The sequence below is a fragment of the Kitasatospora sp. NPDC049258 genome (genome assembly GCF_040678895.1).
Taxonomy (GTDB): Bacteria; Actinomycetota; Actinomycetes; order Streptomycetales; family Streptomycetaceae; genus Kitasatospora.
This window is the reverse complement of the sequence record NZ_JBFAQT010000068.1, coordinates 1-13,260: the sequence shown is the minus strand read 5'-3', so window position 1 is coordinate 13,260 and position 13,260 is coordinate 1. Positions and strand designations below refer to the sequence as shown.

Below are 13,260 nucleotides of genomic sequence, written 5' to 3'. Positions count from 1 at the left end.
GCAGAACGTCGCCCAGGGCGCCCTGCTCGTCGTCGCCGTCGTCATCCAGCAGCGCCGCAACGGCGAACGCGCCGTCGGCCTCCCCGCCTGACGACCGCCCATGACGGCCGGGCACCCGAACCGGGGCCCGGCCGTACGGTTGCGGCCGGCCGCTCCCCAGGTACTATGCCGCACAGCGTAGTTACCAACGAGTAGCAGGGAGCGGCGATGCCCACGCTGGACCGGCAGGGCGAGGTCTTCGTCCTCGACCTCGGAGACACCGAGAACCGCTTCCACCCCGACTGGCTGACCGCCGTCGGCGCGCTGCTGGACGAGGTGGAGAAGGCCCCGGGGCCGCGGGCCCTGGTGACCACGGCGACCGGCAAGTTCTTCTCCAACGGCCTCGACCTGGACTGGCTGTTCGCCAACACCGACCGGGCGGGCAGCTACGTCGCCGAGGTCCAGGAGTTGCTGGCCCGGACCCTGACCCTGCCGCTGGTCACCGTGGCGGCGCTGCAGGGCCACACCTTCGCGGCCGGTGCGATGTTCTCGCTGGCGCACGACCTGCGGGTGATGCGCGGCGACCGGGGCTACTGGTGCCTCCCCGAGGTCGACATCGCCATCCCGTTCACCACCGGCATGTCGGCCCTCGTCCAGGCCCGGCTCAGCACCCGGACGGCGCACGAGGCGATGGTCACCGCCCGCCGCTACGGCGGCCACGACGCCCTCGCCGCCGGGATCGTCGACCGCACGGCGGACGAGGAGGCGGTCCGCCGGACCGCCGTGGAGACCGCCGCCGCGCTGGCGACCAAGGCGGGCCCGACCCTGGGCACCATCAAGACCCGGATGTACGCACCCGTGCTGGCCGCCCTGCGGGCCGAGCACATCGAACTCGGCTGAGCCGCGCGCGGCCGGCCCCGGCGGTGGCTAGCCTGGCCCGATGCAGGGCTTCGCGACCACCGAGTTCCAACTCGTACTGCTGCGGCGGATGGCCGACTTCAACCCCGGCCTGGTCGAGCAGGCGGTGGCCCGGCTCGGCGCCTCCCGGGCCGAGCTGCGGGAGGCCAACAAGCGCTGGCAGGCGATGGTCCGCTCGCCCCGCTTCCCGCACGGGGCGGGCCGCTACGCCGCGGTGCTCGGGCCGCCGCAGGCCACCGCGGCGCGCCGGATCGGCGACCTCGCCTGCACCGCGCAGCTGTGGGAGCTGCCGCTCTGGCCGGAGCTGCGGTTCGAGATCCTGCTCGGCCCGGGCGGCGGCGGCCCGGTCTGGAACGAGTGGCTGGTGCGCGCCCCCGGCGCCCCCGCCCCCGCACTGCCGACCGTCGGCGACCTCGCACCGTGGAGCTGCGTGGTCGCCGACCTGGGCGCGGCCTTCCCCTCCGCCCGCCCCCGGGAGGGCAGCGCCCCGACCCGCTGGCAGCTCGACTTCACCGCCCCCGACGCCCGGGGCACACCGCGGGCGTGGACGGCCGACTTCACCTGGGGCCTCCTCCAGGAGGTCCGACCCGGCGAGGCGGGCCGAGCGGGTGAATCCCGCGGGGCGCCCGGGTGACGCTCGCGGCCACGCGGATGGGCTAAGGGCGAGGTCGGCACCGACCAGGACAGCCTGCTCTGCAGCATCGTGCTCAAGTTCAAGAGCGAGAACCAGATCGCGGTGTCCGCGGTGGTGCCCGTCGCGCACGAGGGCGCCAAGGCCCAGGTCTTCGACGCGGTCGTCACCGGCGGCAGCTTCGCCCACGAGGGAGTCTCCGGCTCGGCGCACTTCGCCCCCCGCAGCGAGGGCGGCTACGACGTGAGCTTCAGCTGAGCCCCCGCACCATGCCGGCGCCCCGGCCCGCTCGAGCCGGGGGCTCCGGGCTGCCGCCACGAGCGGCACGGACATCGGAACTGCCGGTCCAACAGGGCATGGCAGGCTGGAGGAATGCTCTCCGACTCCCCCTCCCCCGATGTCTGGCACACCCCGGCCGCACCGACCCCGCTCAGGGGCAGCGAGGCTTTCCGCGGCACGGATGCCGGGACGGTGCTGGACTTCTGGCGCTATGCGATGCCCGACCTCCGGGCCAACACCACCCGGGGCCTGCTCGCGGAGTTCCTGGTCCACCGCGCCGTCGGCGCCGTGGCACGCAACACCGAGTGGGAGAGCTTCGACGTCCTCACGCCTGACGGACTCAGGGTCGAGGTCAAGACCAGCGCCTACCTCCAGGCCTGGGGCCAGCCCCGGCTGTCGGAGATCCGGTTCTCCCGGTTGCGCGGGCGCACCTGGACCCCCGAGCAGGGTGGCGCGGCAGAACAGTCCTACAACGCCGATGTCTACGTCTTCGCCCTCCACACCGCGCTCACCCACGCCGACTACGACCCGCTCGACATCGGCCGGTGGCGCTTCCACGTCGCCGCCCGCGCCCTCGTGGAGGCGACCGGGCAGGCCAGCCTGGGCCTGGCCGCCGTGCAGCGCCTCTGCGGCGGAGCCGTCACCTACCAGGAGCTGGCAGCCCGGGTGGCCGCCTGCGCCGGCCGGTCACTCCCCGACGACGGAGCCGCGAAGGCGTAGCGGCGCACGCCGGCAACGGCACTCCCGGCGCCCCGGCCCCGCGCCTCACCCGGCGAGTTCGGCCAGGCGGCGGGCGGTGGCGGCGAGTTCGGGACGGCGGCCGGGGTGGGTGGCGAGGCGTTCGCGCAGGCCGCGCAGCTCGTGGCCGACCAGAGCCGGTACGCCCGCGGTGGCGCTCTCCAGTGTCGGGCCGAGCAGGGCCAGGGCGGCCTGCGGTTCGTCCGCGCAGAGCAGGCAGTCGGCGATCCGCAGGGTGAACAGCAGCCGGGTGGCGGGGAGTTGCTGGGGGCCGAGCAACCGCAACGCGGTGTGCGCGGCGTCCAGGGCGCGCAGCGCGAGCCGGGGGTCGCCGGTGACCGCGGCGGCGTCCCGCAGGGCCGCGGCCGCGCCGGACTCCACCCGTAGCCGCATCGAGGTGACGGACAGCCAGGGGGCGTCCGCCTCCTCGCGCCCGTCGAGGTGGTCCAGGTGCAGCCGGGCCCGGGAGAGGTGGCGCACCGTCTCGCGGACCTCGCCGGCCAAGGCGTACGCGCGGGCCTGGTACACCTGCGCCAGGGCGCCCGTCCAGTGCCGGTCGGGCGCCGCGCGGCTGATCTCGCGGGCGTAGCCGAGCGCCGAGGCGGCGTCACCCTCCAGGCGGGCGAGGGTGCTCATGTCGCCCAGCGCGGCCACCTGGGTGATCGGGTCGCCGGCCAGCTCGGACCAGCTGAGCGCCCGGTCGAAGCAGGCCATCGCGGTGGCGCTGCGGCCGTGCTGCAGTCGCAGCCCGCCGGCGGCGTGCGCGTACTCGGCGGCGAGCCGGGCGAGCGGGCGGCGGGCGGGGTCGCCGGGGCCCGCGGCCAGCCGTCGGACCAGGGCCCGCAGGGTGTGCTCGACCGCGGCCGCGGCCCTCGGGTCGGGGTGCTCCTCGGCGGCCCGCAGGTGGGCGGCGAGCAGCGCGGTGAGCGCGTGCACGGTGTCGGCGTCCGGCGGCCGGGCGGTGGCGGGGCCGTCGCAGAAGGCCGCGTGCAGCGCGCCGACCTCGGCGGGCGGGGGCAGCGCGCAGCCGGCGGCGCCGTGCAGCGGGCAGAGCACCCCGTAGTCGGGGAGCCGGACGGGCAGTCGGCCGGGCGGGGGCGGCGGGCCGGTCGAGGGCGCACCGGGCAGGGGTGGGCGGAAGCCGCCGGCCGGGGGCGGCGGGTCGCCCGGTGCGCCCTCCTCGGCCGTCCGGCAGGCCGCGAGCAGATCGCCGTCGGCCGCGAGCAACCGGTCGAGCCGCTGGGCCAGGTGCGGGGTGGCGCGGCGGGTGCCGTGCTCCAACTTGCTGATGGCGGTGTGGTCGTAGCCGACCGCGGTGCCCAGCCTGGTCTGGGTGAGGCCGGCCCGTCGGCGCCAGTGGCGCAGCCGGCTGCCGAAGGCCTGCCAGGGGTCCGCGGGCACGGGCGGGTCGGCGCTGGTCGGGTGCACGGGCGGCCTCCCCCGGTCCTCGGGTCGGCGGGCACGGGCACCGACCCGCCGAGCGAGACGGTACTGGACGGCGGCCGCCGCGTACATGCAGTGGTCTCAACCTCTTGGCCACGAAGGCCACTTGACAGAATGTGCCGAAGCTTTGCCACAGATGACTAGACCATTGACCGAGGCATGACCACATGTGAGGGTTCCGGCACCCGGACGCGGACAGCCCCGGGGCGACTCCTCCCCGTGCGCCACCGGGGCGCCGTCCGCGTTCGAGGACCCCCACGTCCGAGGAGCCTCGATGCCACACCCATCCCGCAAGGGCCGACTGCTGACGGCCGGGACCACCCTGGCCGTGCTGGCCGGCCTGCTGAGCGCCACCGCCGGGCCGGCCGCCGCCGACCCCGCGGCGGCCGGCCCCACACTCTCCCCCGCTCCCCCGCCGAGCGCACTGGCCGCCGCCGTCTCCGCCGCCGACCAGGCGGCCGCGGCCGGCCTGGACGCCCTCGCCAAGGGGCCGGGCGAGAGCTACGAACGCCGCAGCGTGACCCCCTGGGTCGGCGGCCTCTACTCGGTCGCCTACGAGCGCAGCTACCGCGGCCTGCCGGTGGTCGGCGGTGACGCCGTCGTGCTCGCCGACGGGCAGGGCCGGGTCCGCGGCGCCCAGTCGGCCGCCACCGGCCCGGTCGGCGTGCCGACCACCCCCGCGGTCAAGGCCGCCGACGCCGAGCGGACCTCCCGCGCCCGGCTGGCGGCGGTGGACGGGGTGGAGTCGCAGCGCCTGGTGGTCCGGGTCGCGGACGGCGCCGCGCACCTCGCCTGGGAGACCGTGCTGAGCGGCCGCAGCGCCACCGCGCCCAGCCACCCGCACGTCTTCGTCGACGCCCGCACCGGCGCGGTGCTCGACAGCTACGACGACGTCAAGGCCGGTACCGCCACCAGCAAGTGGAACGGGCCCTCCCCGCTCACCATCACCACCACCGCCTCCGGCGGCACCTACTCGCTGCGTGATCCCAACCGGCCCGGGCTCAGCTGCGCCGACTACAGCAGCGGTCAGGTGTTCTCCAAGAGCAGCGACTCCTGGGGCACCGGCAACCCGACCAGCAAGGAGACCGGCTGCGCCGACGTGATGTGGGCGGCGCAGAAGGAGTGGGACATGCTCCGCGACTGGCTGGGCCGCAACGGCCACAACGGCACCGGCGGCAGCTGGCCCGTCAAGGTCGGCCTGAACGACGTGAACGCCTACTGGGACGGCTCCTCGGTCTCGATCGGCCACAACAACGCCAACGAGTGGATCGCCGCGATCGACGTGGTCGGCCACGAGTTCGGCCACGGCATCGACCAGTACACCCCGGGCGGTGCCAACAACGAGAACGGCCTGGGCGAGGGCACCGGCGACATCTTCGGCGCGCTCACCGAGGCGTACACCAACGAGCCGGCGCCGTACGACAACCCCGACTACACCGTCGGCGAGATGATCAACCTGGTCGGCAACGGGCCGATCCGCAACATGTACAACCCGTCGCTGGTGGGCAACAACCCCAACTGCTACTCGGCCTCGATCCCGAGCACCGAGGTGCACGCCGCGGCAGGGCCGCTGAACCACTGGTTCTACCTGCTCGCCGAGGGCTCCGCGCCCGCCGGCGGCAAGCCCTCCAGCCCGACCTGCAACAGCTCCGCGGTGACCGGGGTCGGCATCCGCGACGCCGGCCGGGTCTTCTACGGCGGCATGCTGCTCAAGACCAGCGGCATGACCTACAAGCGGTACCGGACCGCCACCCTGACGGCGGCGAAGAACCTGGACCCGGCCTGCACCCTGTTCAACCGCACCAAGGCGGCCTGGGACGCGGTCAGCGTGCCCTCCCAGACCGGTGACCCGACCTGCACGCCGTCCGGCAGCAACGACTTCTCGCTGGCCGTCAGTCCGGCGGCGGGCTCGGCGCAGCCCGGCGGCTCGGTGACCGCCACCGTCGGCACGGCCGTCACCTCCGGCTCCGCGCAGAGCGTGGCGCTGTCCGCCTCGGGCCAGCCGAGCGGCGTCACGGTCTCCTTCAACCCGCCCTCGGTGCAGGCCGGTTCGTCCTCCACGCTGAGCGTGGCGGTGGGCGCCTCGGTGGCCGCCGGCAGCTACACCGTCACCGTGACCGGCACCGGCAGCGTCACCCACACCGCGCAGTACACCCTGACGGTGGGCGGCGGCGGCAACCCCGGCGGCAACGCGCCCGACATCGACGTCACCAAGGTGCAGGCCGACCTCGCCCAGCTGAACACCATCGCCACCCAGAACGGCGGCAACCGCCGGGCCGGCAGCGCCGGGCACACCCAGTCGGTCGCCTACCTCAAGGGCCGGCTCCAGGCGGCCGGTTACACCGTCACCGAGCAGGCCTGCGGCTCCTGCACCTACGCCTCCAACAACCTGATCGCGGACTGGCCGGGCGGGCCGGCCGACCAGGTGACCATGTTCGGCGCCCACCTGGACAGCGTCGCCGCCGGGCCCGGCATCAACGACAACGGCTCCGGCTCGGCCGTCCTGCTGGAGAACGCGCTGGCGCTGGCGCAGCAGAACCCGACCCTGACCCGGCACGTCCGGTTCGCCTGGTGGACCGGCGAGGAGCAGGGCCTGCAGGGCTCCGCCTCCTACGTGGGCCAGCTCGGTTCGGCGCAGCGCAGCGCCATCAAGGCCTACTACAACTTCGACATGGTCGGCTCGCCCAACGCCGGCTACTTCATCAACAACGTCAGCTCCGCGGCGGCGGCGCCGCTGAAGGCGTACTGGGACGCGCTGGGCCTGCAGCCGGAGGAGAACGTCGAGGGCCAGGGCCGCTCCGACGACTACTCCTTCCAGCAGGGCGGCATCCCCACCTCCGGGTACGCGGCGGGTGCCAGCGCGGTCAAGACGGCGGCGCAGGCGGCGAAGTGGGGCGGCACGGCCAACCGGGCGTACGACTCCTGCTACCACCAGTCCTGCGACACCACCGGCAACGTCAGCGCCACGGTGCTGGACCGCAGCGCCGACGGCGTCGCGTACACGCTGTGGAAGACCTCGGTCGGCGGCAGCGTCCCGACCGACGACTTCTCGCTCGCGGTGAACCCGGCGACCGGCAGCGCCGACCCCGGGTCCGCCACCAGCGCGACGGTGTCCACCGCCACCACCGGCGGCTCGGCGCAGACGGTGAACCTGTCCGCCTCGGGGCAGCCGAGCGGCGTCACGGTCTCCTTCAGCCCGGCCTCGGTGCAGAGCGGCTCCTCGTCGACGATGACCGTCGCGGTGGGCGGCTCGGTGGCCGCCGGCACCTACACCGTGACGGTGACCGGCACCGGCGGCGCCACCCACGCCACCACCTACTCGCTGGTGGTGGGCGGTGGCACCGGCAGCGGGACGTGGGCGGCGGGCACCGTCTACAAGGCGGGTGACCTGGTCACCTACAACGGGATCAGCTACCGCTGCCTCCAGGGGCACCAGGCCCAGACCGGCTGGGAGCCGCCGATCGTCCCGGCGCTCTGGCAGCGCCTGTGAGCCGACCGGGCGACCGGTGACCGGGTGACCGGTCGGCCGTGTCGCGGTCCGTCCTCGGACGGGCCGCGGCACGGCCGCTCAGCCGGCCCGGTGGATCACCTCGCCGCCGACCACGGCGAGGTCGACCCGGGTGTCCAGGGCGGCCTTCGGATCGAGTCCGAACAGGTCCTGGGAGAGCAGCACCAGATCGCCCAGCTTGCCCGGGGTCAGCGAACCGAGCCGGTCGTCCAGGAAGTTGGCGTAGGCGCTGCCCAGCGTGTAGCCGCGCAGCGCGGTGGCCAGCGACACCGTCTCCCCGGGCATCCACGGCTCGCCGCCGGCCAGGCCCTGCCGGGTCACGGCGGTGTAGAGCCCGATCAGCGGGTCCATCTCGGCGACGTTCCAGTCGCTGGAGAAGGCCAGCGTCGCCCCGCCCTCGTGCAGGCTGCGCATCGGCCAGGCCTTGGACCAGCGCTGCTCGCCGACCGCCTCGGCCCAGTCCCGGCCGGGCCCGGCGATGTCCGGGGAGCAGTGCCGGGGCTGCATGCAGGCGACCACCCCGAGGTCGGCGAACCGGGGCACGTCGGCCCGGTCCAGGCACTCCACGTGCACCACCTGGTGCCGGGCGTCGCGCGGTCCGTTGACCCGGCGGGCGTGCTCCACCGCGTCCAGCACGGTGCGGATGCCGCGGTCGCCGGTGGCGTGCACGAAGGCCTGGAAGCCGGCCGCGTCCAGTCGGGCCAGCACCTCGGCGAACTCCTCGGGCGGGTAGAAGGTCTCCCCTCGGTGGCTGTGGTGGCCCGCGTACGGCTCCAGCAGGGCGGCGGTGTGCGGCTCCACCACGTCGTCGATGTAGAGCTTCAGCGGCCCGACCCGGAACCGGTCGCCACGGTGCCGCCGGGCGGCGGCCGCGAACTCGGCCAGCTCCGCGTCGGTGGTGCCGCGCGGGTGGAACAGCGCGGCCACCAGCCGCGAGCGCAGCCGGCCTTCGGCGATCGCCCGCTCGAACAGGGCCAGGTCGTCCAGCGAGTTCTGCGGCTCGACCACGGTGGTGATGCCGTACCGGGCCGCCTGGTCCAGGCTGGCGCACAGCCGGCCGTACTGCCGGTCCGGCGAGGCCCACGGGAGCCCGGCGGCGCGCAGCGCCCGGTGGCCGTCGCGGGACAGCCCGCGGGTGGCGAAGTCCGTGACGAAGCCGGTCGGCTCGCCGGTCACCGGGTCCTTGCGCACGGTGCCGAACGGGATCTCGCCGGTGGCCGCGGTGATGCCGAGCCGGCGCAGCGCGGCGGTGTTCAGCCAGGCGGTGTGCACGTCGTAGCTGAGCACGAAGGCGGGGCGCCCGCCGGTGTACGGGTCGAGGTCGGCGGCGGTGGGCATCCGGCCGCCGGGGATCGCCGAGTAGTCGAAGGCCTCGGCCTCGATCCAGTCGGCCGCCGGGTGGCGGGCCAGCCAGGCGGTGATCCGGGCGCCGATCGCGGCCAGGTCGGCGGCCCCGGCCAGCTGCACGCAGGCGGCGTCGGAGCCCAGCCGGACGTGGTTGTGGCTGTCCACGAAGCCCGGCAGCAGGAGCCGGCCGCGGCCGTCGACCACCTCGGTGGCGGGGCCGGCCAGCTCGCGCCAGCCGTCGCCGTCGCCGACCCAGGCGATCCGGCCGTCGCGGACGGCGAGCGCCTCGGCCCGGGGGCGGGCCTCGTCGACGGTGTGGACGTGGGCGTTGTGGACGATCAGGTCTGCGGGGCGGTTCACGAGTTCTCCGGGGCGAGCGCGGCGGTCGGGGCGGTGGCGGGCGCGGCGGTGGACGGCCCCGTGGCCGCGGCCGGCGGGGCCGCGACCGGCGGGGCCGCAGCGGACGGCGGCGGGGCGAGCTGGTCGGCCGGCAGGCTGAGCACCCAGCGGGTGGCGCTGCGCGGGCGCAGGTAGAGCACCCAGTAGAGGAGGCCGACCACCAGCACCGCGAGGGTGATCAGCAGGTCGCGGGCGGCCTGCTGGGTGAGCACGTAGGCCAGTGCCGCGGTGGTGAGCACGGGCGCGGCCGGCCACAGCGGCATCCGCCAGGCGTCGGTGGCCCGGTGCAGGCGGGTCCGGGCGGCCAGTGCGGCCACCCCGAGCAGCAGGTAGATCACCGCGACGACCACGCCGGTGAAGCCGAGCAGCGCGTCGATCGGGACGGCGAGCGCGAGCACCGCGCCGGGGGCGCCGATGGCGAGGGTGGCGACCCAGGGCGAGCCCCAGCGCGGGTGCAGGGTGCCGAGCGCCCGGTTGACCGGGTCGGGCCAGGTCCGGTCGCGGGCCGAGGCGTAGAGCACCCGGCCGTTCTGGATCACCATCACGATGACCGCGTTGAGGATGGCGGCGGCGATGCACAGGCTGACGAAGGTGCCGACGGCGCTGCCGGCCCAGGAGTCCACGATCGCCACCAGGTCGCCGGTGGCCAGCTGGTCCGGGGAGCTGACGCCCAGGCAGATCGCCACCGCCGGGACGGTGATCACGACCACCCCGGCCAGCAGCGACCACAGCACCGTCCGGGCGACCGACCGGCGCGGCTCCCGCAGGTCCTCGGAGAGGTAGATCGCGGTGCCGAACCCGTTGTACGTGAAGATCGCCACGGCCAGCCCGGAGATCAGCAGTCCGAGGGTGAACGGGCTGGTGCCGCCCTGGCCGTCCGGCACCACGGCGTGCACCAGCGAGGAGACCGGCTGGTGCAGATGGGTCAGGCCGAGCACGCTGACCACGGCGGCGGCCAGCAGCTCGAGGCCGAGGAAGATGCCGGTGATCAGGGCGTTGGACTTGATGTCCAGCACGCCGACCGCCACGGCCAGCACCATCACCGCCGCGCCGGCCACCGCCGGGTCCAGCGACAGCACCGCGCCCAGGTAGTCCGCCGTGCCGAGCGCGATGATCGGCGGGATGACCAGCAGCGAGACGATCGAGATCACGAACACCAGCCAGCCGGTCAGCCGGCCGAGCACCCGGCCGACGATCGAGTACTCACCGCCGGCACTGGGGACCAGCGTGCCGAGCTCGGCGTAGCACAGGCCGACGCCGAGCGAGAGCACCGCGGCGACCAGCAGGCTGATCACGGCGCCGCTGCCCTGCGCCTGGAGCAGCGGGGGGACGACGATGAACAGCGAGGAGGCGGGGGTGACGCAGGACAGGGTCAGCAGGACCCCGCCGAAGACGCCCAGGGAGCGCGGCAGTGCCGCGACCGGGGTGCTGGGGGAAGACGTCATCGGGTGACCGGGCTTTCTCGGGGGAGGTGTCCGGCCATTCAAGGCGAGGCGAAAAGAATGCGTCAAGGGATTGCGTGCATGATTTCGCCGGTCGATTTCGTGGATTCGGGCGAATGATTCGCACAGCCCCGCCAGGGCGAATGTATCGCCTATTCGATGGGCAGATCGTAGGTGTAGGACTCCTTGACGATCGCCAGGTGCACCCACGATTCCGAGCGGACCACCCCCGGCAGCGCGCGGACCGCCTCCAGCCCCGCGAGCAGCGCCGTGCGGTCGGGCGCGTCCAGCCCGCACACCACGTCGAAGCGGCCGTGGCCGGTCGCCACGTAGTTCACGCCCGGCAGCTCCGCCGCCGCCCTGGCCACCTCCCGGACCGGCCCGAGCACGCCCAGGCCGAGGCCGGCCGCCTCCCGCACCCCGAGCGCCCGGGATTCCACCAGGCCGGTCACGTGCACCGCGCCCTCGGTCAGCAGCCGCAGCACCCGGGCCCGGGTGGCCGGCTGGGACAGCCCGACCCGTTCGGCCAGCGCGGCGAAGCCGGCCCGTCCGTCCGCCTGGAGCAGCCCGAGCAGCCGCCGGTCCGTACGGTCCAGCCGGGGCACCGCCGCGGGCCGCGCCTCGGCGACCGCCGGCGAGTAGGCGTCCCGGACCAGCTCGGTGCAGCGGAACACCTCCACCCCGCGCACCCCCGGGGCGGCCCGGAGCGCGGCGAACTCCTCCTCCAGGGCGGCCGCGTCGGCCACCCGGACCTCCACGATCACGCTCTGCGGGCCGGCCGTGCAGGACACGAAGCAGGCCGCCCGCCGGGCCGCCGCGGCGGCCGCGACCGGCGCGCCGGCGCCGGCCACGTCCAGCGAGACGTGCGCCACCGCCTCGATGCCGGCGACCGCGGACGGCACGATCCCCACGATCCGCACCTCACCGCGGGTCAGCAGCCGCTGCACCCGGGCCCGGGCCGCCTCCCGCGAGATCCCGAGCAGTTCGGACAGCCGCTGGTAGCTGACCCGGCCGTCGCGCTGGAGCTCGCGCACCAGCGCGGCATCGGTGGTGTCGAGCACGGGTGGCCCCCGGGGCGGTGTGCGGCGGAGTCGGACAGGGGCTCACCCTAGCCTTGCGGCCCCTCGGGGGCCGGGCGCACGCTGGTGGGAGGGTGGTTGCGCGGGGGACGACGTCTGGAGGTCGGCCATGCAGAACCAGTGGGATGTCCAGCTGAGCTTCTCCGAGGACGGTGTGCAGACCGTCTGCGAGGCGTCCCTGGTCGGGCCGCAGGCACCCGGCCTGCACGGGCACGGCGAGGCGGTGCGCAGCGTGGACGACCGGCCGCTGGCCAGGATCGGCGAGGAACTCGCGGCCTCGCGCGCGCTCGAGGACCTGTCGCACCGGCTGAGGTCCCAGGCGGACGGCGAGATCGCCGACGAGGGGCACCGGCCCGCCTACCTCATCTACTGACCCCGCCGGATCTACTGACCCCGCCGGTGCGGGGCCGTCAGGCCGAGGTCTGCGCGCACTCCGGGTGGCCCCAGCCGCTGCCCACCTTGGTGATCTTCTCGCCCTTGCCGTACGGCCGGGAGCAGGGGCAGGTCCCGGGGAACCGGGCGGCCAGGGTCGGGCGGCCGCCGCCGGGGCGGGCGGGCGAGGCGGCCGACGCCTTGCGCGCCTTGCGGGGCGCCGCGGAGGCCGAGGCCGGGTCCGGCACGGGCAGGTCGGCCGCGGTGCCGCCGGCCGCCTGCTGGGTGCGTGCGGCGTCGCTCGCGGCCTTGTCGGCGATCGCGTTCAGCGGGTCGCCGTCCACCTGGTGCGCGGGCACGTACACGAAGGTGACCTCGCGGTCGGCCAGCAGCGCGTCGATCCGCTGGATCAGCTCCTGGTTGGCGACCGGCTTGCCCGCGGCCGTCTTCCAGCCGTTGCGCTTCCAACCGGCCAGCCACTTGGTGACGGCGTCGCGGGTGTAGGTGCTGTCGAGCCGCACCTCCAGCGGGGCGACCGGGTCGGTCGCCGCCAGCAGTTGTTCCAGCGCGGTCAGTTCGCCCACGTTGTTGGTGCTGTGCCCGAGCGGGCCGGCCTGCCAGCGCTGCGGGACGCCGTCGCCGTCCGCGACCACGAAGGCCCAGGCGGCCGGGCCCGGGTTGCCCTTGGCGGCTCCGTCACATGCTGCGATCACTCGTTCCATGACCACGATGATGGCAGGTTCCGTGTGGCTGCCCGGCCCGGGCGCCCGCAGGTGGTTCACTGGGCGGCGACCCGGCGCCGGGGCAACCCCCACCGGATGGCACTCAGTACCCCCTCGGGGGGCCGTGGTGCCGGTGGAACCGGGCGGACAACCGCCGCGACCGCCGGGCATCGGACACTTCGATCCCCGGATCGACGATCCATTGGCACTGAGTGTGTTCCATTCGGGGTACTGAGTACCCTAGAGTGAGCGATGTCTTCCGGCTCGCAGCCGAACGTCCCGACAGAGAGGAGCAGGCAGCATGTCCCTGAGGATCGTTGTCTGTGTGAAGTACGTGCCCGACGCGACCGGTGACCGTCGCTTCGCGGACGACACCACCACCGACCGGGAGGGCGTGGACGGC

Annotated in this window: 11 protein-coding genes and 1 pseudogene; 7 read left to right on the top strand and 5 right to left on the bottom strand. The window is 74.9% G+C overall.

Going from position 1 to position 13,260, the window contains the following annotated elements; all coding sequences use genetic code 11:
* The first annotated feature begins 207 nt into the window (after positions 1–207).
* From AB0K43_RS30605 to AB0K43_RS30590, 4 genes are all read left to right on the top strand, one after another.
* Complete coding sequence (locus tag AB0K43_RS30605; RefSeq protein ID WP_363645529.1) at positions 208–879, top strand: enoyl-CoA hydratase-related protein; 672 nt, start codon at positions 208–210, stop codon at positions 877–879.
* Between the two features lie 40 nt (positions 880–919).
* On the top strand, positions 920–1,531 hold the full coding sequence (locus AB0K43_RS30600) for a hypothetical protein (protein ID WP_363645527.1): 612 nt from the start codon (positions 920–922) through the stop codon (positions 1,529–1,531).
* A gap of 69 nt (positions 1,532–1,600) precedes the next feature.
* A complete protein-coding gene (locus tag AB0K43_RS30595; protein ID WP_363645525.1) occupies positions 1,601–1,786 on the top strand; it encodes a hypothetical protein in 186 nt (61 codons plus the stop codon).
* Positions 1,787–1,900: 114 nt separating this feature from the next.
* Complete coding sequence (locus tag AB0K43_RS30590) at positions 1,901–2,527, top strand: hypothetical protein (RefSeq protein ID WP_363645523.1); 627 nt, start codon at positions 1,901–1,903, stop codon at positions 2,525–2,527.
* 45 nt (positions 2,528–2,572) lie between these two features.
* Here the strand turns inward: AB0K43_RS30590 and AB0K43_RS30585 are convergent, their stop codons facing one another.
* Positions 2,573–3,973 (bottom strand): helix-turn-helix transcriptional regulator, encoded by a 1,401-nt coding sequence (locus AB0K43_RS30585; protein ID WP_363645521.1) that lies wholly within the window; start codon positions 3,971–3,973, stop codon positions 2,573–2,575.
* A 289-nt stretch (positions 3,974–4,262) separates the two neighbouring features.
* Between AB0K43_RS30585 and AB0K43_RS30580 the strand changes: the two genes are divergently transcribed.
* Positions 4,263–7,478: a M28 family peptidase gene (locus tag AB0K43_RS30580; protein ID WP_363645519.1), complete on the top strand. Its 3,216-nt coding sequence runs from the start codon at positions 4,263–4,265 to the stop codon at positions 7,476–7,478.
* A 78-nt stretch (positions 7,479–7,556) separates the two neighbouring features.
* Here the strand turns inward: AB0K43_RS30580 and AB0K43_RS30575 are convergent, their stop codons facing one another.
* From AB0K43_RS30575 to AB0K43_RS30565, 3 genes are all read right to left on the bottom strand, one after another.
* The gene (locus AB0K43_RS30575) at positions 7,557–9,203 is read right to left on the bottom strand and encodes an amidohydrolase (RefSeq protein ID WP_363645517.1); all 1,647 of its coding nucleotides are present in this window, start codon (positions 9,201–9,203) and stop codon (positions 7,557–7,559) included.
* A complete protein-coding gene (locus AB0K43_RS30570) occupies positions 9,200–10,687 on the bottom strand; it encodes an APC family permease (protein ID WP_363645515.1) in 1,488 nt (495 codons plus the stop codon). Before AB0K43_RS30570 ends, AB0K43_RS30575 begins: the two co-directional genes overlap by 4 nt.
* A 149-nt stretch (positions 10,688–10,836) precedes the next feature.
* Positions 10,837–11,745 carry an Lrp/AsnC family transcriptional regulator gene (locus AB0K43_RS30565; protein ID WP_363645513.1) on the bottom strand — a complete coding sequence of 303 codons (909 nt, stop codon included), beginning with the start codon at positions 11,743–11,745 and terminating at the stop codon, positions 10,837–10,839.
* A 127-nt stretch (positions 11,746–11,872) separates the two neighbouring features.
* On the opposite strand from AB0K43_RS30565, the gene AB0K43_RS30560 reads away from it, so the two are divergent.
* Positions 11,873–12,136 carry a dsRBD fold-containing protein gene (locus AB0K43_RS30560; RefSeq protein ID WP_363645511.1) on the top strand — a complete coding sequence of 88 codons (264 nt, stop codon included), beginning with the start codon at positions 11,873–11,875 and terminating at the stop codon, positions 12,134–12,136.
* Between the two features lie 37 nt (positions 12,137–12,173).
* On the opposite strand, the gene AB0K43_RS30555 is transcribed toward AB0K43_RS30560, so the two are convergent.
* Positions 12,174–12,857, bottom strand: coding sequence for a ribonuclease H (locus AB0K43_RS30555; protein WP_363645509.1), 684 nt, complete (start codon positions 12,855–12,857; stop codon positions 12,174–12,176).
* Between the two features lie 301 nt (positions 12,858–13,158).
* Here AB0K43_RS30555 and AB0K43_RS30550 point away from each other — a divergent pair.
* Positions 13,159–13,260: pseudogene (locus AB0K43_RS30550) on the top strand (electron transfer flavoprotein subunit beta); the annotation flags it as partial.